The following is a 23,877-nucleotide window of genomic DNA, read 5'->3' as shown; positions in this document are numbered from 1 at the left end:
GACAGGATTAACAAGACTGACAGGATATACAGCCAAAATCCTGTTAATCCTGTCTAACTAATTGATTCATTGGTTGTAGCGCACGGGCGGCTTGCCGGATGAAGCCGGGCAGCACAACCGATTCGGTCAGGGCAATTTTGGTAGGGTCCTGCAAGTAAGCCATCATTTCGTCGTACTTGGCCTGCCCAAAGTTGCGGGTGATCTGCTCGCGTTTTTCATCGGTCAGGAAATAGCGCAGCATACCTTCGTCATCAGCTTCAGGATGGAACTGCGTACCAACGATTTCGGGCGAGAACCGGATTGCCATCAGCGCACGGGGCAAATCGACGTGGGGTCTGATTTTCTCCATGCACAGGATTGTGGCTCCCATAGCATCCATGCGTTTCAGATCGGGTTCAAGTGCCTGATAATCACGTGAATCAACGGCGTAGAACGGTTCTGGCAATCCGTCGAAAACGGGGTCGGTGCAGCCGTCGTCGGTTTTGTGAACAGGAAAAATGCCGAACGACGTCGATTTGCGTTTGCTCAGTTCGGCGATTCCCAAATGACGCGTTACCAACTGGAACGAATGGCAAATCAGAAAAACGTATTTCTTACGCTTGTTCTGTTTGTTCCAGGTAAACAACTGATCGATCAGCCGGAAATACTTTTTCTCCCACTCATCATCCGTTGCCATTGGGCTACCCGGCCCACCCGACGAGATATATAGATCGTAATCCAGACCGGGGACTTCGTTGTTGCCCCGAACGTTGAACACGTCGAAGCTCAATTCCAGATGATCGTTTCCCTGGACGGTGCGAATAGCATGTAAAATACAACGCATCCCTTCGTTGGGACGGTTGTCATTCATATCGAGTACGGCAATTTTCATCATTCAGTAGTGAAAAATGCAAAGTGGAAAATGCAAAGTGGGGCGATTCTACGGTTCGCGCGCCCCCGTTACATTTTTCACTTTTCACTCTTCATTTTTCATTCTTAGTTAAGACTACCAACTACCGAACTCCGTAAGAAGTTTCGCTAACGATGTAATCCACAACGTGTTTAAGGTCGCCGGTTTGGTTGAAAACGGCCAATTGGCGATCAGCACCAGTACCCATTTCCAGAATTTTCAGTACGTATTCGCACTCGGCCCGGCTGTCTAATTCATCGACAACGTCGTCAATAAATTCGAGCAGTTCATGAATAAGCTGGTGCGTAGGCACTTCTTCCTGTTTGCCGAAATCGATGAGTTTGCCTTCAATACCGTAGCGGGCCGCCCGCCATTTGTTCTCGTTGATCAGAATACGGCGATAGGGTCTGAAATTCAGATTTTTACCCATCAGCTTGTGAATCTTGACCACCAATGCCTGCATGATGGCGGCTAAGCAAATGGTTTCGTCTACGCGCATGGGTACGTCGCAGATGCGGAACTCGATGGTGTCGAAAAACGGGTGCAAACGAATATCCCACCAGATTTTTTTGCCGTTGTCGATGCAGCCTGTTTTAACCAGCAGGTTGATATATTCGTCATATTCAGCCGCCGACGCAAAAAAATCAGGAATACCCGTGCGCGGAAACTTGTCGAATACTTTTGATCGATACGATTTGAAGCCCGTGTTACGACCCCGCCAGAACGGCGAACTGGTTGAGAGCGCGTAGATATGTGGCAGAAAATACCGCACAGCGTTCATAATGTGAATGCCCTGGTTCCGGGTTTCGATGCCCACGTGGACGTGCAACCCGAAAATAAGGTTGGAGCGGGCTACGTCGCGCATTTCTTCGATGAGCCGGTCGTAGCGTTCGTTGGGCGTAATGAGCTGACTCTGCCAGTCGGAAAAGGGGTGCGTACCGGCAGCCGCTACTTTCAGGTTTTGCTTTTCGGCCAGTTCGATAATCTCCCGGCGCAGGTACGTTACCTCTTGCCGCGCTTCTTGAATATTGTGGCAAATATTGGTCCCAACCTCGACCACGGCCTGGTGCATTTCGGCTTTTACGCGCTCCTGAAGCACAATTTTACCGCCCTCCACTAACTTCGACATATGCGAGCGAAGTTCGCGGGTTTCGGGGTCGATGGTCTGAAATTCCTCTTCGATACCTAAAGTAAATACGGGCATTCGTGTTGTCGGTTTAGCTAAATGCGGACAAAGTAGAGACGAAAAATGAAGGGGTAAGATACTATTTTTTTGAAACCCAACTGTGCTGTAGAGGTTTTAATTCACAAAAACAGGCATCATGCGAACAGAACGGGAAAAGAAATTACTACTAAAGTATTGGCTCTTTGGCGGGGGCGGGGCTATGCTGTTGGGCACCGGATTAGCCGTATTACTACACGGCTCCAACATGAAGGAAGCTAATGAGGACCTGTGGTTTTGGGTTAGCACAGGCGGTTTTGCGCTAATTATGTCGGGCCTGAGTTTTATTGGCGATGCGAATCGATTCCGTACATTGGCCGACGTGCTACGCGAACTCAATCGGCGGGGCGGTTGACCTACACTCCGTTCAATCAATGAATTGACAGTGTGTTCGTCTGCATGTCTATTTTGCCGATGAAACGCTAAACACACGTGTCATGAAAGTATTGATTTTTTCGCTGTTGCTGGTTTTGGGAACGCTCACCACGGGTTGGGCGCAGGATTGTTTAGGGTTCTCAATGAAAACCGGTATGAGTTATCAGATGAGTACCTACAATGCCAAAGATAAACTCACGGGCGTGATGTCGTATCGGGTCAACGACGTTCGTAAGGAAGGCGGGGCTACCCTTGTCGACATGACCGTGCAGGTGCAGGATGAGAAAGGCAAAACACAGCCTCCCTACACCATTCGATATACCTGCAAAGGCGATGAACTGCTGGCCGACTTGTCGGGCGCGTTGCAGGGCATGCAGACGGCCATGAAAGATGCGCAGTTGAAAATGAAAAGCAATAGCATCGTGTACCCGGCTTCTTATAGCGTTGGGCAGAAATTGGCCGATGGGCAGATCGAAGCCGATTTCCTGACTAACGGCACAACCATGATGGAGATGAACATGACGATGGTGAACCGGCAGGTCGAAGGTAAAGAGTCTATTACGACCCCCGCCGGTACGTTCGATACGTATAAAGTGGCCTCGGACATGAACTTTACAAACCGGACAATGGGTATCCCGATTCGTGGCAACATGCGCGTAGTGAGTTACCGTGCTCCCAATCAACTGCTTGATATCAAGTCTGAAACGTTTAACAAAAACGGCAAGCTAATGGGCTATACGCTGCTCACAAAAGTGAATTAAGCCATGAACGATAATCCGTAAGCCGTCGAATTAATTTGTCGGCTTACGGATGAAACGCCCTTTAATCATCCAGACGTCAACGGTTCCATCAGCCGAATACGCATTGGTGCTGGTGAGAGCCACTATGGTCGAGTCTGCCAGAATACTCAGGCTGTTCCAGAGGGCCGATTTGTTGGCGGGAATAATAAACGGAACACTCTTGCTACCGAAGTTCCGGGCACTGCTATCGCCGATGACCACCTTCATGTCGGCAAATTTTATATCGTTGACGCGGCCTTCCGTACCCTGATACGACAGCAAGGTTTCTCCAGTAGGTAGCTGCCGCAGGTAGGGTGCTCCAGCGTAGATCGAGTCGGGGAGGGGTTCGGCCAGCGCGGGCCAGCGGTCGGGGCTATTGTGCAGCACGGGCTGTTGCCAGTTCTGCGTCAGCGTTGAGCGAACGATGTAGGGTTTGAAATTCCGGAAGCCGTTATCTTCAATCGCTACTACCCACTCACGCCCGTTGTTGAGGAGCAGCGGCACCGGCATACCGTCGCGGCTACCCGCCCGAAAACTGACTATCTGCGGCTCCTGACTCCAGGTCAGGCCATTATTTGCCGAACGCAGCAGTGATATGTTCTGCTCGTTTGAGGTAAGGTAAACGCCTTCGTTGGCAAAAAATAGCAGAATCTCACCCGATGGCAGTTGCCGCGCCGAAGGCTCCCAACAACCGTCGTCGAATCGATACCCGGCTTCGTAGAGCAGCCGTTCGTCGCGCCAGATTTGGCCCCCGTCGTAGCTTTTTTTGGTCCGAATCCCGAACCGCCGGGCCGGGTCGATAGGGTTAGGCCGGGGATTGTAACATACCAAAATCGAGCGGTCGTTCAGTTCAAGCACGTCTGGAACGGCCATGTTCAGGCCGGGTTGCCGGGCCGCTATCACCACCGGAGCCGACCAGCTATTGCCCATGTCCTGACTTCTTACGGCCACAATGCTGCCATCGGCTTCATACACAGCCAGCAGCGAACGGTCGTGTAACTGAACCAGCCGGGCATACCCGCTGTACCGAATCCCCGGTCCCGTCGAAACTTTTCGGCGTGTCTGCTGATCCCACACCAGCGTACTCTGCGTCGTGGTGTTGTTGGCCTGCTTGGTTGGCGGCACCGTCCGGCTCGACGTACAGCCCGTTAAAGCCATAAGCAGAACAAGTAAGCCAGATAGCCCGGCAAGTGTTGACTTAATTGAAAAAGATAGCATTGTTCTATGACTTGTAACGTAATCACTCGCCACTGGGTTTTTTCAAAAGGGTCGTTAACGAAACGGGCGTACCAAAATCGGGCGAACCGTCGGGTTTCCACGTAAACGGCTGCATCCGTACCGAGCGGTTGTCGGCGCAACCCTGCCCGGCCTGTGGGTTGGCGTGATACACAAGCCAGTCTTCTTTCTGGTCGGGTGTCTGGAAAAAGCTGTTATGGCCTATCCCGTAGGTGCCGTTGGCGGCAGTTGGGCCGAAGACGGGCGTGGCCGATTTGGTCCAGGAGGCCGGGTTGGTCAGGTCGGCAGTGGCATTGGCCGTAAGCATACCGAGGGCGTAGGCGTCGGTGCTGCAATGACTGGCCGAATACACTAAAAAGACCTTGCCATTACGCGTCAGAAACTCTGGCCCTTCGTTCACGTTGGGTTCTCTGGGGCTTCCCTGCTTCTCCCAATCGTACTCCGGCGACGATACCCGAATGCGCGGCCCGGTGGGGGTGAGTGGGTCGGTCATGGCACAGAAGTAAATATTTTGGTGGCGACCATCGGCGGCATTCGCACTTTCCCAACCCGACCAGGCGTAGTAGAGCTTGCCGTTGAGTTGCAGCAGCGTACCGTCTATGGCCCAGCGATTGTCGGGTAGTTTCAGTTCACCCCGCGCCGTCCAGGTTCCGGTAAGCGGGTCGGCAGCATCGGTTTCGAGGACATACATCCGGTGCTGCGTGTTGGGTGCTACCAGAGCCGCGTAATAAATGTACCAGCGATTATTGGCCCGGTGGAGTTCGGGTGCCCAAACGTCGCGCGTGGCAGGGGTGCCCGGTGCCGACCATACTGTTCGATACGTCGATGTGCCTAACTGACTCATCTTCGGCGTTTTATAAATTCGCAAATCGTTGCCGGTGGTGTGCATCGCATAGTAAAAGCCGTCCTGATAAATCACCCACGGATCGGGGCCAACGGTCAGCAGCGGATTTCTGAACCGGGTACTGGTATCGGCAGGTGGAGTTTGGCTGGGCGGCACCACCGCGTTTGTGCCGGGCGTTTTGCGGCAGGCTATCGGCCCGGTCAGCAGTACGATGCCAAGTAGCGCAATAAGAAAGTTTTTCATGTGTTGAGGTTTAAAAAAGCCGACCCCACGTCAGGATCGGCTTTTGGATACTACTAACCTATGAATTACCCATGTAGAGACGCAAGATGTTGCGTCTCCTTCCCGGATGTTATTGCGTCTCCTTCCCGGATGGTTGTTGAGGCTTCACTGCCGGGTGTGCGTTGCTGACGCGAACGAGACGCAAGATCTTGCGTCTCTACATGGGCCGTTACCAGCCTGTATTCTGTTTCAGGTTTGGGTTGGCGTCGGTTTCGTAGAGCGGAATCGGATAGAGTTCGCTCTTGCCTTTCACGAACGTGCGGAAATCGGTGTCGAAGTCCGAAACGTTGGCGGGTTGTGTGGGGTTTGGCCCGGCAATTTCCGGCCCGGCAATGCCGTAGCGTTTCATGTCCCAGAAGCGTTGGGTTTCGCCCGCCAGTTCCAGTACGCGCTCGTGGCGAAGCTGCTCGCGAAACTGCACCTGCGAAATGGTCAGTGGCAGCGGCAGCATGTTTACCCGCGCCCGCACCCGGTTGGCAAACGGAATTCCCTGCGCTGTTTGCCCCTGCTCGTTCAGGGCTTCGGCATACAGCAACATTATATCGGCCAAACGAATCACGCGGTCGTTGATACCAGAGAAATAACTGTCGTTGCTTTTCCAGTAGTTGGTGTATTTGATCCAGAACCGGTCGGTGGCAGTAATAAAATCTTTACCTCCTGCCGACTGATTGAACTCGGCATACGTTTTTCCGTAGGGCTTCAGCGAACTGCCGCCGTAGAAAATCGTATAATCGAGTCGTTGGTCCACTTTACCGTCTTTGTCTTTTTCGCGCAAGAACTGGTTATACAGCCACTTGGTTGGCTGACCGTCGCACCAGCCGCCCCCGCTGAAGCCATCTGTGTTACGCAATCCGAAAAACTGTGCCCGCTCCGACGACTCCGAACCGCCCGCTACGTCGTAGTTGGGGAAGCCGAGCCGGTTTTCTTCGTAGTACTGTATCTCGAACAGCGACTCTTTGTTGTTCTCGGCTGCGGTGGTAAAGTTGTCGCGCCAGTCGGGAATCAGGTCGAACCGGGTCGGCACAACGTCGATGATCTGTTTGAACGCTGCGGCAGCTTCGGCCCACTTGCGCTGCTGCATATAGGTTTTGCCCAGCAACGCAATGGCACTGTACTTGTGCAGTCGGCCCACGTCGGCTCCGGTGTAATTTTCGGGCAAGTCGGCAGCGGCTTCCTGACAATCTTTAATCACCTGCGCGAACACATCGGCCTGCGACGCCTGCTTGGGCCGGTCGCTCAGCGTTTGTGAGGTCAACACAAGCGGCACATTGCCCCAGATATTCGCCATGTTGTAATAGAAATATGCCCGAATCAGTTTGGCTTCGGCCAGAATCCGCTTTTGCAGTGTGGCATTCATCTGAATGTTCGGCACGTTTTCCAGCACCTGATGGGTGCGGTACAGACCCTGATAGGCAGCCTCGAACGACTCGCGGTTCATCGGAATATTATAATCCGTAACGATGAACTTACTAATGTTGGCAAGGTCGGTCCAGGGGCTTTGGCTATAACCCTCGTCGGAGCTAAGGTCGGTCAGGAAGCGAATCCAGAGCGACCAACGGCGGTCCTGCATACCGCTGTACGCTGCGTTCAGGCCTTTGATGGCATCGTCCTGCGTTTTCCAGAACGTGGCCGTCGATGCCTGGTTGGGGTTTACCTGATCGAGCAGCTTGCTCTCGCTGCAGCTAAACAGCAGGCCCCCGGTCAATACGGCAGTTAGTGCCAGAGATTTCGTATTCATAATTATGTCTAATTTTTAGACCTCCAACCTCCTGAAGAGGGCTTGCGGACCCGGATGGGAAGCCCCCTTCAGGGGGTTGGGGGTATTTTTCTTAAAAACCAAGTTGAAGGCCAACACTGATTACCCGCGCAACAGGGTAGTTACCCTGGTCAATACCCCGTGCAATAAAATTGCTATTGCCATTATCACCTACAACGTCAGGATTATAACCTGAATATTTGGTAATCGTAAACAAATTCTGCGCTTGTACATAAACCCGAGCGTTACTCATTTTCATGCGCGTCAGTGCATCGGACGAGAACGTATATGCTACTTGCAGGGTGCGCAGACGGGCATAGGCACCACTTTCTACCCAGCGGTCGGTATTGAAAGCCGGGTTTAGCGTTGGGTCATTTTTAATTGGTTTTGGCGTGATAGTCGAGGTGCCGGGGCCGGTCCAGAAGGTCACGTCCGAGCGCACGTTTTGCACGTCATCGAAACGGTCGGTCCAGTTGCGGCTGCGGTTAAATAGCACATTACCCGACACACCTTGCAGGAACATCGTCAGCTCGAAATTCTTGTAGCCAACCGATATATTGGAACCGTATTCGAGCGTCGGGAATGGCGTTCCAGCTACTTGCCGGTCATCGTTGTTAATTCGCCCATCGCCGTTGATATCGCGGTAGCGCACGTCGCCGGGCGTTACATTGGGCTGGCGCGGGCCCGCGTCAATTTCAGCCTGATTCTGGAAAATACCATCCTGTCGTAGCACAAAGAACTCCCCCAATCCACCGCCCACTGTTGTGCGGGTAATTTGCCCGTAGCCGAAGATAGGCTGGTTGCCGTTTGTGGGTACCAATTGCAGCACCTTGTTTCGAATGCTGGTCAACTGCCCGTTTACGCTGTAGCGGATGTCGCCTTTCTTGTCTTGATAGGTCAAACTTAGCTCAACGCCCCGATTCCGAATCTGCCCTAAATTGTCGAAAGGATTATCGCCCTGATTGCCCGCCGAGATGGGAATAGGTACGCGTAGCAGCAGGTCTTTCGACAGCGAGTTGAAATATTCAGCCGTTACTTGCAGGCGGTTGCTGAAGAAAGCCGCATCGATGCCCACGTTTGTGGTGATTTTGCTTTCCCAGCGCAGATTTGAGTTTTGCAACTGGCGGTTGGTAGCCCCGGCCACTATCGAGTTGCCCCCGCCCAGGACATAGTTCAGGTTGGGCTGGATGGTGGGGTCGAGCGAGTACGGGTCAATAGCCTGATTGCCCACTGAGCCATAGCTGGCCCGCAGTTGCAAGTTGCTGATGCTCGAAATGCCCGACATAAAGGCTTCGCGGTTAATGTTCCAGGCTGCCGATACCGATGGGAAATACGCCACCTGATTACTTTTTGGGAAGTTCGACGACGCATCCCGACGAATGTTACCCTGGATGATGTACTTGTCGGCGAAGGTATAATTGAGTCGACCCAAATACGAAACCAGACCAGAAATACGGGCAAAACCCCGCGTTTGTGGGTTCAGCGTACCAGCACCCTGTTGCTGAAATTCGCCCACAATACCTTCGGTCCGGGCAAATACTTCGTTCTGGTCGAACCGTTGGCGTGTATAGCCTAAAAGGGCGTTGAACTGATGCTTACCAACGGTTTTGTTGTATGTCAGCGTATTCTCGATAAGCGTGTTGAAGAACCGTCCGGTAGTATTCTCGAGAATACCAAACGGCGGAGCAGGGCTGTTGTAGCTCAATGCGCCGGGCCGGGCGAAAAACTTATTCTGATAATTACTGAAGTCTAAGCTTAGGCTTAGCCGGTAGTTCAGGCCTGGTAACAGTTCGTAATCACCATAAATATTGCCCAGCATTTTGTAGCCGTTGCTGGTGTTATCATCTTTCAACTGCTGCCCAATTGGATTAGTGCCAAAAGTTGGATTGTTGGCACTGCCGTAGCCAAAACCGCTTAGGTTGTTGGGATCGTATACCGGAATGGTGGGCGGCATTCGCACAACCTGATCGAACGGTTGGCCAGTCACATTACGACTGTCAACATAAGCCAGATACAACGACTCGCCGATGTTGAGCTTACCACGCTTCACGCCCGCATTGACCCGGCCTGAATACCGGCGAAAACGTGGCCCAACGATGGTGCCGTCCTGATCGAAGTAGCCCGCCGAGATGCGGTAGTTCGAACTGTTGCCGTTGTTATCCGACCCGCCCGAAATGCTGACGTTATGATCGGTAATGGCTCCGGGTTTAATTAGCTCCTCCTGCCAGTCAGTATTGAAACCGCCCGCGCCGAAATCAGGCACCGGCAGTTTGGCGTTCTGGTAGGCTGCCGTCCAGGTGCGAATGTACTGCTCCCGCCCGGCCAGTGGCAGGCGTTTGGCAATGTTCTGAACGCCGTAGTAGCCGCTGTATTCGATGCTTGGTCTGCCTGCCTTGCCGCGCTTGGTAGTAATTACAATGGCTCCGTTCATGCCGCGTGAGCCATATAGAGCCGTGGCAGCCGCATCTTTCAGAATGGTAATGGTTTCAATGTCATTCGGGTTAAAATCAGACCCGGCACTTTCGATGATGACCCCGTCGATGATATAAATCGGGTCTTGTTTGGAGCCGAACGTGCTTGAGCCGCGAATTTTAATGCTGGCTGTTGCTCCTGGCGCACCGCCTGTTGAGGCCACCGTAACCCCGGCAGCCCGCCCCTGAATCTGATCAACTACCGATGCCGCCTGTACTTTTTTGGCTTCTACGGTATTCACAATACTCACGGCTTCGGTCAGGTTCGAGCGTTTTACCGTGCCATATGAAACCACAACCACTTCATCGAGGGTGCGGTCGTCAACGGCCATCTGCACGTTAATGGTTGTGCGATTGCCGATAGCTATTTCCTGTCGCAGATAGCCCACGCTCGAAATAATGAGCGTAGTGGCTCCATCCGACACGTTCAGTACGAAATTACCGCTGCCATCGGACGTGGTGCCGGTGGTGGTGCCTTTTTCAATGATGTTGGCACCGGGCAGGCCCTGCCCTTTTTCGTCGGTAATCTGGCCGCTGATCCGGCGAACCTGTTGGTTGTTACTGCTTTCGATTATGTTCGTTTCGTTGAGTAGTTGGGCCGGTGGCGTGGCTCCGGCCAGTGCGTTTTTTGCTGGCAACGCCTGAATCGCCACTAAGTTGTCGGTCACTTTCCGGTAACGCAACCCCTGCGATTCACTCAGTTGGGTCAGAGCCTGATCGAGTGATAATCCATTGAATTCAAGCTCGGTCCGCCGACCGGCCAATGCCTGTTCGTCATACGCGAAATTAACGTTGAATCGCCGTTCGAGTTCGGTCAGCACCCGCTTCAGCGAACGCCCCGACTGACTTCGGCTGCTGGCGGGCGTGGCGGGCTGCTCGGTAGCCGCCTGCTGCCGAAATGCCGTGCTGGCGTAGGCGGGCTGGGCGCGGGATAGCAGTTGAGCCGCTGTTGTTTGCGGTACTGCATATACCCCTATGCCTGCCACCAGCATCGAGAGAGTAATGTATGTGTTTTTCATTTGACTGTAGGGTATTAAACTATTAGTTGGTTGGTCGATTTACTGGAACAGTTGCCTTTTACCCCACCCCCGTCCCCTCCCCGTTAGGGAGGGGTGAGGAGCGCGAAGCTTTTCAGGCTTACCCCTCCCTAACGGGGAGGGGACAGGGGGGGGTATCTACGGTGAGCGTTGCAGCAATATCCGGTTGCCATTGCGCCGGATGCTCAGGTCGAAGGTGATGGATAGGGTAGTGAGCAACGTTTCGGGACTCTCGTTGGAGAGGTTGCCCGTAAATCGTCGGTCGGCTAATTCGCTGTCTTCAAATACCAGTTCGAGGCCGTACGTATCGCTTAGTTGCTGGGCGATGTCGCGCAGGGCGGTATTTTCAAAAATAAACTGCCGTTGCGTCCAGGCGGTGTGGAGTTGCGGTTTTTCGTCTCGTACTTCAACGTTGGCGATACTCGGCTGGGTAGTGGCAACCTGACCGGGTTTCATCTCGATAATCCGGCTTTGCGTCACGCCCGGTTTGCTCAACCGAACACGGCCTTCTACCAGCGTAACGGCAGTGTTGCCACGCCGGGTGTTTACGTTGAACTGCGTACCGAGCACCGTAATGTCTAAGCCGGGCGTATGCGTCACAAACTTCAGCCGCCCACCCGCTGCCTGCTTTTTGGCAACCTTAAAAAACCCTTCGCCCTCCAGCCACACTTCGCGGGTTTCGTCGGCATTCCAGTCGTCGGTAAACGTTAGAGTAGAGTTGCCATTGAGCAATACCGTTGAGCCATCGGGTAGCTGTACACTGCGGTTTTCGCCAAACGCAGTTTTTATGTACTGCTCATTCGGCTGCATCCAATACCAGACCGATGCAGCCACCAACAGAACGCCCGTCAGCGACGCGGCCATACGCCACACAAAACCGCGCCGTTGCCAAAGTGGCCGAACGGTTGTACTGATCGGTTCGGGCGCAAGCTGAACAGCCGCAGCCTGATCGAGCACCTGTTGAATCCGTTGCTGACTGGCGTCGGTGAGGTCGTCATAATTGGCCCGAAGGTGCAGCAGGAGCGAGGAAGCTTCATCCAGATCGGCCTGTTTATCGGGATGTTGAAGCATAAACGTGTGCCAGAACGTCATGCTCTGTTCGTTTGGCTCGAACACCCATCGGCGGAAGGCATCGTCGAGTACAAAATCGTGGACACTAAACTGTTCGTAGGGCTGTTTCATGCAGGCGATACGGGTTATTTATCACCAAGAGGAAACGGCGTACTGAATTATCCCCCGGAAAAAGAGGAAAATTTTTAGTAGAGACGCAAGATCTTGCGTCTCCTGATGCGGCAGCCTTTGCCATCCGGTGAAGAGCCATCCGGCAAATGAGACGCAAAGGGTTGCGTCTCTACGCTGCGGTAGCCTTTGCCATCCGGTGAAGAGCCATCCGGGAAGGAGACGCACCCGCCATTCGGTGAAGAGCCATCCGGGAAGGAGACGCAACATCTTGCGTCTCTACGCTGCTGCCACCGTTAATAGTACTGCCAGCAAATCGACGGGCATACGTTTCTGAAGAGAGGCAATTGCTTTGTAAATGACTTTGTAGGCTGAGGTGGTTTCGATGCCCATAATGCCCGCAATTTCTTCGTAGCTGAGGTTGTCGAAGAATTTTAAAAAAAGGGCTTCTTTCTGGCGGGCGGGCAGGTGGTTTAGCTCGCGGAGTACGGCTTCCGAGCGTTCTTTGCTGATTTGCGAATCGAGCCAGGTGGGTTCGTAAAAAAACTCGACTTTGAAGTCGATTTCATGGTCGGGATTGTCGGAAAAACGTTGTTGGGCGTTCAGCTTGCGGACAATTTCGCGCCGGAGCGACCGCATCAGGTAGAACTTAATCGAGTCGGTATGGCTAAGCCGTTCGCGGCTTTCCAGGATAGTCAAAAACAGGTCTTGCAGGCAATCTTCGGTAAGTTGGCGGTTCTGGGCAATCTTAAAACCATAATTGTACAGCACGCGAGCGTACTTTTCATACATGAACGAATAGGCAAGCTGATTACCGCGTAAAAAGTCGTCCCAGATTTGGGCGTCGGTAGCCTTGTGGTAGTTAAATGAACCGTTCACAGTTAATAGTACGCGAGGATTGATACGAAAGCTACGAAAAACTGCCCACAAACTTGCGGTATTTTCTGCGTATTTTTACTACTATTTCTTTAGATTTTTCTATTAACGGCCACTTGATCGTAGTTAAGGCGCGATAGGCAACAGATAATTATGCCATTTTTTTGCTTTACGGGTAGAATGATTCGTCTTTGTATGATTTACCGCGCCATACTATTGGTGTTACTAACGGGTTTAGCTGCCTGCCAATCCAACCAGCCATCGGATGCCCGCTTCACGCCAATCGGCGGGGCAGAGTCGGGCGTGACGTTCAACAACAAAATGCAGCCGTTTGAGAACGATACGCTCAACGCCAATACCTACGACCCGATGTACAACGGTGCGGGCGTGGGCGTCGGCGATTTCAACCGCGACGGTCGGCTCGACCTGTTTTTTGCGGGAAACAACGTTACGTCGCGCCTGTATCTGAACAGGACGGAGCCGGGTAAAGACGCCTTCAAGTTCGAGGACGTGACCAAAAAAGCGGGCGTAACCACCGCAGCCTGGTGTACGGGCGTGAGCGTGGCCGACGTGAACCAGGATGGCTGGCCCGACATTTACGTGAGCGTGGCCGGACGCGATACGGCCCGCGCCATGCGGCACAACCTGCTGTTTATCAACGAGGGTATAAGAGGTAAGGGCAAGGGAGTGGGGGATGTGCCGACGTTTCGGGAGATGGCCCGTGACTATGGCCTTGACGACAGCGGCATGAACACCCAGGCCGCATTTTTCGACTACGACCGCGACGGTGATCTGGATTGTTACGTCCTGAATAACGCTGTAGAACGCACAGGTCGCAACACCATCCGCCCCAAACGCCTGAACGGCGAAGGGCCAAGCACGGATCGGCTGTACCGGAATGAGACAAGTAACGCGGCTGGAAAGCCGCCAGTCAGCAACAAAAACCGGCGGCTTTCCAGCCGCGTTACACGCTTTACTGACGTTTCCCGCGAGGCCGGCATTCTGGCCGAGGGCTACGGGCTGGGCCTGACCGTGGCCGATATCAATCAGGATGGCTGGCCCGACGTCTATTGTGCCAACGATTTTCTGTCGAACGACGTAGTGTATGTCAACGACCGCAACGGCCATTTTACGGACCGTTCCCGCGACTATTTCAAACATACCAGCTACAACAGTATGGGTGTTGACATTCAGGATGTTAACAACGATACTCGGCCCGACGTGATGGTGGTAGACATGCTCCCGGAAACCAACGAACGGCAGAAAATGATGCTCATCAAAACCAACTGGGAATTTTTTCACCTCGCCCGGCAGCAGGGTTATCAGGATGAGTATGTGCGCAATACGTTGCAACTGAACATGGGTCAGGAGCGATTCTCTGAAATCGGGCAACTGGCTGGTGTGTTCCGCACCGACTGGAGTTGGGCACCGCTACTGGCTGATTTCGACAACGATGGCTATAAAGACTTATTCGTGACCAACGGCTACCGGCGCGACATTACCAACCTCGATTACGTAGCTTACCTGAACAGTCAGGCCGCGAGCTTTGGCAACCCGGCGCAATCGTCGCGCAGGCAGACGCTGGCGGAGCTTTACAAACTGCCCGAAATTAAGCTGCACAACTATATGTTCCGCAACCGCTCGGGCGAGCCGGGTGGCGAACTGACCTTTGCCGATGAGTCGGAAAACTGGGGTTTTGGCGAGAAAACGTTCTCCAACGGCGCGGCCTACGCCGACCTGGATAACGACGGCGATCTGGACCTGATAATCAATAATATGGACAGCGAAGCAGGGCTGTACCGCAACGAAACCAACCGGCCCGGCCAGCCGATAGCGAATCACGCGCTCCGGTTGCACCTGCCCGCCGATGCACACGGACTGGGGGCCGAAGTGCGCGTCAGAACACCCGACGGGCAAACACAGGCGGTGGCCGTGCATCCGGTTCGGGGCTACGCATCGTCGGTGGAGCCGTTTGTGCATGTCGGGCTGGGTAAACATACGGCGGCAACGGTCGAAATTCGCTGGGCCGATGGCGCGTATCAGCGGGTGGGCCAACTTCCGGCTGATCGGATGCATGAAATCGTGTACAAGCCGAATGCCAGCGCGTTTTCGGTAGTTCCGGCGGCTGTAGCCCCGTTATTTTCAACGGCTGATGCCGCTTCTGCGGGCCTGACCTTCCGGCACGAGGAGGCCCCACTCAACGATTTGGAGCGAACGCCGTTGCTGCCGCAGGTCTATGCCAAAAACAGCCCCGCCATTGCTATTGCCGACGCTGATGGGAACGGTTTGGACGACGTGTTTGTGGGGGCCGATGCTGGGCAGGTTCGCAGCCTGTTTCTGCAAACCAAACCCGGTCAGTTTGCTCAACGCGTACAGGGGGCCAACGACCTCGAAGACATGGGGTCGCTGTTTTTCGATGCCGACGGCGATGGCGATCAGGATTTGTACGTGGTCAGTGGCGGCAGCCGGTTGCCCGACAGCAGCGGCATCTATCAGGACCGGCTTTATCTTAACGATGGCACGGGAAAACTGACCCGCGCCGAAGGCGTTTTACCGCCCACTACATCGTCGGGGTCGTGCGTGGTGGCGGCTGATTTTGACGGTGATGGCGATCTGGATTTGTTCCGGGCCGGGCGCGTGAAAGTGGGGCAGTACCCGCTGGCTCCGAGGTCTTACCTGTTGCGAAACGATGGGAAACGGTTTACTGACGTGACCGACCAACTCGCGCCGGGCCTGCGCTACGTAGGCATGACCTGTGCGGCCCTCTGGACCGACTTCGATAACGACAACGACCCTGACCTGATGCTGGCGGGCGAGTTTATGCCCATCACCGTCTTCACAAACGAACGCGGGCGGCTCGTTCAATCAGTCAATCAGTCACTTAGTCAATACAAAGGTCTCTGGAACTCCCTCACCGGAGCCGACTTCGATCAGGACGGTGATGTGGATTACATCGCGGGTAATCTGGGCCTTAACACCCGCTACCGCGTTTCGTCTGATGAGCCGCTTCGCGTGTATGCCAAAGATTTCGACGGAAACGGCCAGCTTGACCCCATTCTGACGCAGTATCTCCAGGGGAAAGAGCATATTGTACCCATCCGCGATCTGCTCAACGATCAGATGCCGACGCTCTCGCGCAAACGATTTACCAGCTACCAGCAATACGCCCGGCAGTCTTTTGACGATGCTTTCTCTGACAATACAGAAGGGGCTACTATGTTGAGCGCAACTGAGTTACGGAGTTGCTATATTGAGAACAAAGGCAACGGTGAGTTTGCTATTCGCCCGTTGCCGACGCTGGCGCAACTATCGCCCGTGTTCGGTATGCAAACCGGCGATTTCAACGCCGATGGGTTGCCCGATGCGTTGTTGGTGGGTAACTCCTACGCGCCGGAAACCTATACGGGCTGGTACGATGCCGGGCGTGGGTGCCTGCTGCTGGGCGATGGCCGGGGCAACTTCCGGCCCGTGATGCCTGCCGATGCCGGGCTTGCCATTGACCGCGATGCCAAAGCTTTCGCGGCCCTCTCGACCGGGCAGGAATTGCTGTATCTGGTGGCAAACAACAACGGCCCCCTGCAACTCATTCGCCCAGTTAACCCCATTCGTCCACAACCCGCCAAACCCGGCGAAACACACCGCCTGGTGAAACAACCCAACGGCAAAACCCAGCGCGTCGAGTTCTATCACGGCTCGGGCTACCTGAGTCAGTCATCGCGGTGATACCTCCGCCAGTACATACGGTTCCAGCGTTTTGGGGCGGGTGTCGGGGTTCAGGAAATCGCCGGTAAGGGTGCTGACATGGAAGAACGGAAACGCAGCCAGCCGACGCAGCCCAAAGCCCCGGCTTACGAGCGAATCGGCGTAAACGCCTTCGGTGAACACCATTATGGGGCCGCGCTGAAGCCGTTGGCGCAGGGCCGAATCAGAACGCACGTAAGCCGTTGGGCCAGTGGCGTAAAACTCGTATGACCAGAAACTACCCCCCCCAACGCCTGTGCCGGGCAGGTACAGCCAAACGGGTTGCTGGACCAGATCAGGCTGCTCGTTCACGTAGCGGGCGGCTGTCATACCGGCCTGATATTGTAAAAACGCAGGGTATAAAAACAGATTCAGGATGCCGAAAAATACGGCCATTGCCCCCGTCAGGCGACCCGTCAGCGTTGATAGGTCGGCTTGCCGGAACAGCATCAGCGTCAGCAGCGAAACAACGGCAACCCAGCCAATTGCCAGACTCATCCCGGCGGGCCGAACAACCAGTATCAAACCCACTGTCAGCACCACCAGCAAACCGGCGATAACGCTCTGCCCGACTGTCCATCGACGCAGATTTTTTGGCGAAAGACCCACCAGAAACTGTGCCGTCAGAATTGCAAAAAATGGAAACACAATGTTCATATAGTGCGGCAGTTGAAAGCCCGACAGCGAGAACAGCGCGAACGTTGCCAGCCCCGACCCCAGCGACACATATTCGGGGAGCGGTTGGTGCGATTTGCCCGTAAACCGCCGGAACAACTGCATCACGGCCTTGCCTACGCCCGCGTACAACGGCAGCGACCACGGCAGAAACGCCCATAGCGTCGTATGTACGAAAAACAGTTTGTCGCCTTCGCCTTTGATGGGGCCGGTATTGAAAAATCGCCCGAACTGACTATCCCAGAAAAAGAATTTTATACCCGAAACGCCCGTTTTGCCGAACACGATCTTCTCGGGGTGCAAATTGAATTGCTGATACAGGCAATACACTTCGGGCAGCGTAAAAACAAACGACAAGACTACGGCTACATACCAGCGTGGTTTCAGCAACTCGCGCCATTGACCCGTCAGGAGCCAGTGCAGCACCAATCCCGCCCCGATAGGCACCAGCACAAAAACGCCTTTAGTCATCAGCGCGCAGCCAGTCAGGAAAGAGCCGAGGAGGAGGTCTACCCCACCCCAACCCCTCCCCTTGAAAAAAGGGGAGGGGCTTACAGGGCGGCATGGTTTGAGCCCCTCCCCTTTTTTCAAGGGGAGGGGTTGGGGTGGGGTCAATCGCCAGAAATGATATACGGCTCCGATAATCAGCCCCATCAGATACGGCTCGGCCCGAACGTCGGCGTTGGACAGTACGCCGTGGAAGGCCGTAAGCAGTACCAGCACGGCCACCTGCGCTACGACCTTCGGGTACAGAAGCCGGGCAAACCGGTATGTGTACCAAACACCCATCAGAAAAAACAGCAGGGCCGGTAGTTTGTAGGCGAACGTGTTGATGCCAAATAGCTTAAAACTCAGCGCGACCATCCAGAACGGAAAGTGCGGCTTGTCGAGCCAGTCGGTGCCAACGGCGTAGAGGTTCACGAAATCGTTCGACTGCGCCATTGTTTTGGCAATGCAGGCGTACAATGCCCCGTCGGGTTCCATGATGGGCGGAAACAGACCGGTTGCATTGATAAGAATCCCGACGGCGACGAGGGCCGCAAACCAGCGATGGGGCAGGGGAGAGGGTTGAGTAAGTTCGGTCATGAATAGGTAGACGACGCAGCCGCCAACGGCTTTGCAAAACAAACCATTTCTATTCACTCTTCCGTGCGAATGGCTTATTTACTAAGCGGTAGGTGACGGTGCATTGACAAAAGGTCTAAAAAACAAGACTCATTGTCAGGGCTTTATCCTCGATAGCTAACCCATAAACTACACTATTTGACCAAATGTCTACCACACCCTCAACCGCTGGGCTAATCCGGCGGTGCCTGAAAAGCTATGGCGTTTTGTTTGCCGTAGCCCTCTTTGCTACGTCTCTCTTCGCCCAGACGTTGCCCACCGGATTCAATAATTCCGTTGTGCAAAATGGCTACACTACCCCAATGGGCGTGGTGTTTTCTACCGACAGCCGACAGCTATTCGTCTGGGATAAAGCAGGGCGGGTTTGGGTTTCTGTCTGGAACGGCTCACAATATGTTCGGCAGTCGACCCCCGTACTCGACATCAGCGACGAGGTCGGTAACTGGCGCGATTTTGGGCTGCTCAGTCTGTGTCTCGACCCGAATTTTGCCCAGAATGGCCGGATTTATCTGTTCTATGTCGTTGATCGGCACCACCTGTTCAATGCCGGAACGGCCCAGTACAATCCAGCAACGAACCAGTATTTTGCCGCCACCATCAGCCGCCTGACGCGCTACCGGGTCAACACCGCCAGTAATGTGCTGACTGCCGACCCGGCCAGCCGCTTCGTGCTGCTGGGCGAAAGCCGCAGCACGGGCGTTCCGCTCACCCACGAATCGCACGCGGGCGGAACGGTGCTGTTTGGGCGCGATGGTACGCTGCTCGTCTCGACCGGCGACAATGCCAGCTACGCCAGCACCGACAAGGGTAGTGCTACCGAAACGTATTTCCAGCAGGCCATCGACGACGGTATCATGCGGGCCAATGAAAACGTGGGCGCATTTCGGTCGCAGATGACGGGTTCGCTCTGCGGCAAAATTCTGCGGCTCGACCCCGAAACGGGCGATGGCGTTTCGAATAACCCGTTTTTCGACACTGGAAATGCCCGCTCGGCGCAGTCGCGGGTGTGGTCGCTGGGGTTCCGCAATCCGTGCCGAATGGCCCTCGAACCAAATACGGGCAGCACGAACCCCGCCGATGCCAATCCCGGCACACTGCTCGTGGGCGACGTAGGCTGGAACGTGTGGGAAGATTTTCACCGTATCAGCCGCCCCGCCGAAAATGCCGGTTGGCCCATGTTCGAGGGCTTAGACCCGCATTCGGGCTACATGCAGGCCGCGCAAACGCTCCAGAATCTCGATGAACCGAATCCCGCCAATACCTGCAACAAGCCGTTTCTGACGTTTCAGGATTTGCTCAAACAGGCGCAAAACGAAGCACAGGGCACACTCAGCGCGTTGAATCCCTGCTCGCAGCAGCCGCTGCCCGGCCCGCAGCGACGCTATTTCCATAGCCGACCCGCCCTCGACTGGAAACACGGGGCCGACGTAGCCCGTTACCCCACCTTCAGCGGCAATACGGCTACTGCCACAACGCTCGGCAGCGTGGGCGCGGCTGTTCCGGGCAATTCGTTTCGCGGCAACTGCGCTACGGCGGGTGCCTGCTATACCGGCACCCGCTACCCCGATGGCTACCGAAATGCGTATTATTTTGCCGACTACGGAGCCAACTGGATTCGGGCCGCTACGCTCGGGCCAAACGGCGTAACGCAGGTGCGTGATTTTGCCCCGAACGGCTTTGGCAGGGGGATTATCGACATCGAATACAATGCCCTTGACGAGTCGCTGTATTATGTCAACATCAATTCGGGTGAGATTATGCGGATTAGTTACGGCGGCAACCGCCCGCCCGTAGCGGCTATCGTGGCCGATAAGCTGACCGGCAACTCGCCCCTGACCGTCAATTTCAAAGGCGATGCCTCGACCGATCCCGATGGCGACGTGCTGACGTACCTCTGGGATTTCGGCGATGGTACTACCAGCACCCAGGCAAATCCCGTAAAAACGTTTACGTCGGCCACCGCACGCGGCTTTACCGTGAAGCTGACCGTATCCGACGGGCGCGGGCTTACGGCACAGGAGCAGGTAACGGTATCGGTCAACAACGCCGTGCCGGTCGTGAGAATCACCAGCCCCGCCAACAACAGTGCCTACCCGCTCGACCGCGAGAGTCAGTACACGCTCGCAGCCACCGTGACCGACGACGATGCCACCGGCCTTGCCTATGCCTGGCAGGTGACTTTGCGGCACAACAACCACGAACACCGCGAACCTATACTGACCAACACATCGCCTACGGTGACGCTCTCGCCCGTAGGTTGCGATGGCGAAACGTATTATTATGTCATCAAACTGACAGTTACAGACCAGGGTGGATTAACGGCCAGCGATTCGGTGCGAATAAACCCCGATTGTTCGTCGGGTAATTTATCCGTCGCTAATCTGAAGGCAACTCCGCAGGACCGGGCGGCTTCGGTATCGTGGACGAATCCGGCGGTTTCCTTCGATCAGATTATGCTTGTCGCCAAAGAAGGCAGTGGTTTTTTAGACAAACCCAGCGGCACTAACTTCGTAGCTGATGCCAATTTTGGCGGGTCGGGAACGGCACAGGAAGGCGGCAAAGTGGTGTATCGGGGTACGGGTACGTCGGTTACGGTAACGGGCCTGACCAATGGCAAAACGTACTATTTTCGGGCGTACACTCTGAAAGGAACAGCCTGGAATGGCGGCACCGAAACCAGCACCACGCCCGTCGCGTCCACTCCACCACCGCCCCCACCGCCACCGCCTGTACCGACGTTTGTGCCCGACCCCGCCAAATGCTACCGGCTCACGGCCCGCGTCAGTGGCCGGGCGTTGGAAGTCGACAATGGAGCTACCACCGACGGAGCCGTTGTGCGGCAGCGCACGTATGCCACCAGAACCTGGCAGCAGTGGAAATTTCAGGATATGGGCAGTCAGTTTTACCGGCTCACGGCCCTGCATTCGGGCAAAGCATTAGACGTGAACGGAGCCAGCACCAGCGACGGCGCGGCTATTATTCAGTGGACACCGCACCAGAACGCAAACCAGCAATGGAAAGTACAGGGCGATAATCAGGGGTATTTCAGCCTGATTGCCCGGCATTCGGCCAAAGCCCTTCAGGTACAGAACAATAGCACCGCCGATGGAGCCGCAATGGTGCAGTTTACGGCCAACGGCACGTCGGCGCAGCAGTGGACCATCGACGAAGTAGGCTGCACCACAACCGCCCCGCCCACCTCGAACTCGCTTGTTTTCAACGCCACTACCTGTTATCGGCTCACGGCCCGCGTCAGTGGGAAAGTGCTCGAAGTAAACAACGGCTCAACCGGCAATGGAGCCGCATTGGTGCAGCGTACTAACAGCAATAAAGCCTGGCAGCAATGGCGACTCAGAGCTACCAGCAGCGGTTTTTATCGATTAGTGGCCGTGCATTCGGGCAAAGCTGCTGACGTGAATGCGGCCAGCACTGCCGACTGGGCTACGGTTATTCAATGGCCCGTTCACAGCGGCACAAACCAGGAATGGCGACCGCAAATTAACGCCGATGGATTTTACACGCTCATGGCCCGGCATTCGCAGAAAATGCTCGATGTTCGCAACGGCGAAACGGGTGAAGGCATTCCCATCATTCAATACATGCCGAATGGCACCGTGGCGCAGCAATGGCGTATTGAACCGGTGGGTTGCCTGTCGGGTGCGCGGGTAGGCGATCTGGCATCGGTAAACGATCTGTTTTTTGATACCGAACAGGCGTTTCGTGTTTTTCCGAACCCGGCGCAGCAATACGTCGATGTTGATTTGCGGGCCGCGCAGGGGCAACCCGTTCGCCTGAGTCTGACCGATGCTGCTGGCAAAGTGGTTCAGCAAGCCGATGTGAACGAGCCTGACAATCAGCCGTATCGCCTGACGGTGTCGCACCTGAATAGTGGTTTGTATTTGATTGACATCGAGACAAACGGGCAGGAGCGCGTAGTCCGCCGGTTGCTCATCAGCCGGTAGTGCTACAACAGGATGTGCAACTTTTGGGGTCGTCGGTTATCTTTGAGGATATGCAAGATGCAAAACTCCTCATCGTTGACGACGACCCCGACGTGCTGCTGGCCGCCCGGCTGCTTTTGAAACGACACGCCGGTTCGGTCGACATTGAAAAGAACCCCGAAAAACTACCATTTCTGCTCAATAATAACCGCTACGACGCCATTGTACTCGACATGAACTTCGAGCGTGACGTAAGCAGTGGGCGCGAAGGATTTGCCTGGCTCGAACGTATTCTCGACATCGATCCGCAGGCCCGCGTGGTGCTGTTTACGGCTTATGGCGACGTGGAAATGGCCGTTCGGGCTATGAAAGCCGGTGCTGCCGATTTCGTGCTGAAACCCTGGCAGAACGACAAGTTTGTGGAAACCGTCCGGGGAGCCGTAGTCGGTCGAACCAGATTAGATGAAACAGGAACAACGAAGCGGGGGAATAGCAGTCAATCAGCCAATCATTCTATCACTCTTTCGCTCATTGGTTCGGCCATGCGCCCCATTCTCGACACGGTGGCGCGGGTGGCACCTACCGACGCTAACGTGCTGATTCTGGGCGAAAACGGCACGGGAAAAGACCTCGTGGCGCGAGCTATTCATGAACAGTCGAACCGGCGCGATAAACCGTTTGTGTCGGTCGACGTGGGTGCGCTGACCGAAAGTTTGTTTGAAAGCGAGTTATTCGGTCATGTAAAGGGAGCTTTTACCGACGCCCGCGACGACCGCGCCGGGCGGTTTGAAGAAGCCAATGGCGGCACTATTTTTTTAGACGAAATCGGCAACCTGACACTGGCACAACAGGCCCGGCTGCTCACGGTGCTACAACAACGGCAGGTGACGCGTGTAGGCAGCAACAAAGCCCGAACTATCGACGTGCGGTTGATTTGCGCCACCAATGCCGACCTGGCCGAGCGGGTTGCTACGCTTCGATTTCGGCAGGATTTGCTGTATCGGATCAACACCATCGAACTGGCTCTGCCGCCCCTGCGCCAACGCCCCGACGACCTGAAACCGCTGGCCGAACATTTTCTGAAAAAATACGCTAAGCAATACAACCGGCCTGTAACTGGCCTGAGTCCGGCCCTGCTGACCGAGATGAAACAATACAACTGGCCGGGCAACGTCCGCGAGTTGCAGCACGCCGTTGAACGGGCCGTTATTCTGGCCGCAGGCACAGTACTCGAACCGGGAGATTTTGTGTTTCGCAAAACCGACAGCCCGACCAATGGTACGTCGCCGGTTCAGCAAACGATGCAGTTGGAAGACATGGAACGCGTTGCCATTCAGCAGGCTATGCAAAAACACAAAGGCAGCATTACCGACGTAGCGCGGGAGTTGGGCCTATCCCGGCAGGCGTTGTATCGGCGGCTGGAAAAGTATGGGTTGTAGAAATACCACG

14 protein-coding genes are annotated in these 23,877 nt (G+C 54.9%); 5 read left to right on the top strand and 9 right to left on the bottom strand.

Annotated elements, in window-relative coordinates; translation table 11 throughout:
* Positions 1–43: 43 nt before the first annotated feature.
* Positions 44–871: a type 1 glutamine amidotransferase gene (locus tag AWR27_RS12075; protein WP_083732999.1), complete on the bottom strand. Its 828-nt coding sequence runs from the start codon at positions 869–871 to the stop codon at positions 44–46.
* Between the two features lie 121 nt (positions 872–992).
* A complete protein-coding gene (locus tag AWR27_RS12070; protein WP_077131405.1) occupies positions 993–2,093 on the bottom strand; it encodes a carboxylate-amine ligase in 1,101 nt (366 codons plus the stop codon).
* Between the two features lie 118 nt (positions 2,094–2,211).
* Between AWR27_RS12070 and AWR27_RS12065 the strand changes: the two genes are divergently transcribed.
* Both AWR27_RS12065 and AWR27_RS12060 read left to right on the top strand, forming a co-directional pair.
* Complete coding sequence (locus tag AWR27_RS12065) at positions 2,212–2,466, top strand: hypothetical protein (RefSeq protein ID WP_077131404.1); 255 nt, start codon at positions 2,212–2,214, stop codon at positions 2,464–2,466.
* 82 nt (positions 2,467–2,548) lie between these two features.
* Positions 2,549–3,247, top strand: coding sequence for a TapB family protein (locus AWR27_RS12060; RefSeq protein WP_077131403.1), 699 nt, complete (start codon positions 2,549–2,551; stop codon positions 3,245–3,247).
* Between the two features lie 30 nt (positions 3,248–3,277).
* Here AWR27_RS12060 and AWR27_RS12055 read toward each other — a convergent pair whose 3' ends face one another.
* The 6 genes from AWR27_RS12055 to AWR27_RS12030 form a co-directional block, all read right to left on the bottom strand.
* Positions 3,278–4,483, bottom strand: coding sequence for a sialidase family protein (locus AWR27_RS12055; RefSeq protein WP_157579199.1), 1,206 nt, complete (start codon positions 4,481–4,483; stop codon positions 3,278–3,280).
* 22 nt (positions 4,484–4,505) lie between these two features.
* Positions 4,506–5,588 (bottom strand): glycoside hydrolase family 43 protein, encoded by a 1,083-nt coding sequence (locus AWR27_RS12050; RefSeq protein WP_077131401.1) that lies wholly within the window; start codon positions 5,586–5,588, stop codon positions 4,506–4,508.
* A 208-nt stretch (positions 5,589–5,796) separates the two neighbouring features.
* Entirely contained in the window at positions 5,797–7,365 is a 1,569-nt protein-coding gene (locus AWR27_RS12045) for a RagB/SusD family nutrient uptake outer membrane protein (protein ID WP_077131400.1), read from the bottom strand.
* A gap of 91 nt (positions 7,366–7,456) precedes the next feature.
* Positions 7,457–10,873, bottom strand: a complete 3,417-nt coding sequence (locus AWR27_RS12040) for a SusC/RagA family TonB-linked outer membrane protein (RefSeq protein WP_077131399.1) — start codon at positions 10,871–10,873, stop codon at positions 7,457–7,459.
* 156 nt (positions 10,874–11,029) lie between these two features.
* A complete protein-coding gene (locus AWR27_RS12035; RefSeq protein WP_077131398.1) occupies positions 11,030–12,073 on the bottom strand; it encodes a FecR family protein in 1,044 nt (347 codons plus the stop codon).
* A gap of 276 nt (positions 12,074–12,349) precedes the next feature.
* The gene (locus tag AWR27_RS12030; RefSeq protein ID WP_077131397.1) at positions 12,350–12,949 is read right to left on the bottom strand and encodes an RNA polymerase sigma factor; all 600 of its coding nucleotides are present in this window, start codon (positions 12,947–12,949) and stop codon (positions 12,350–12,352) included.
* Between the two features lie 192 nt (positions 12,950–13,141).
* Between AWR27_RS12030 and AWR27_RS12025 the strand changes: the two genes are divergently transcribed.
* The gene (locus AWR27_RS12025; RefSeq protein ID WP_198045132.1) at positions 13,142–16,669 is read left to right on the top strand and encodes a VCBS repeat-containing protein; all 3,528 of its coding nucleotides are present in this window, start codon (positions 13,142–13,144) and stop codon (positions 16,667–16,669) included.
* Here AWR27_RS12025 and AWR27_RS12020 read toward each other — a convergent pair.
* The gene (locus AWR27_RS12020) at positions 16,658–18,448 is read right to left on the bottom strand and encodes an ArnT family glycosyltransferase (RefSeq protein WP_077131395.1); all 1,791 of its coding nucleotides are present in this window, start codon (positions 18,446–18,448) and stop codon (positions 16,658–16,660) included. The genes AWR27_RS12025 and AWR27_RS12020 overlap by 12 nt on opposite strands.
* Positions 18,449–18,633: 185 nt before the next feature.
* Here AWR27_RS12020 and AWR27_RS12015 point away from each other — a divergent pair, with 185 nt between their 5' ends.
* Both AWR27_RS12015 and AWR27_RS12010 read left to right on the top strand, forming a co-directional pair.
* The gene (locus AWR27_RS12015) at positions 18,634–22,449 is read left to right on the top strand and encodes an RICIN domain-containing protein (protein WP_083732827.1); all 3,816 of its coding nucleotides are present in this window, start codon (positions 18,634–18,636) and stop codon (positions 22,447–22,449) included.
* A 50-nt stretch (positions 22,450–22,499) separates the two neighbouring features.
* Positions 22,500–23,867 (top strand): sigma-54-dependent transcriptional regulator, encoded by a 1,368-nt coding sequence (locus AWR27_RS12010; protein ID WP_077133950.1) that lies wholly within the window; start codon positions 22,500–22,502, stop codon positions 23,865–23,867.
* Positions 23,868–23,877: the final 10 nt, after the last annotated feature.

Origin of the sequence: Spirosoma montaniterrae (genome assembly GCF_001988955.1) — a bacterium.
Lineage (GTDB): Bacteria > Bacteroidota > Bacteroidia > Cytophagales > Spirosomataceae > Spirosoma > Spirosoma montaniterrae.
Note: the sequence above shows the minus strand (reverse complement) of the source record. Positions and strands in the feature narration are given on the sequence as shown.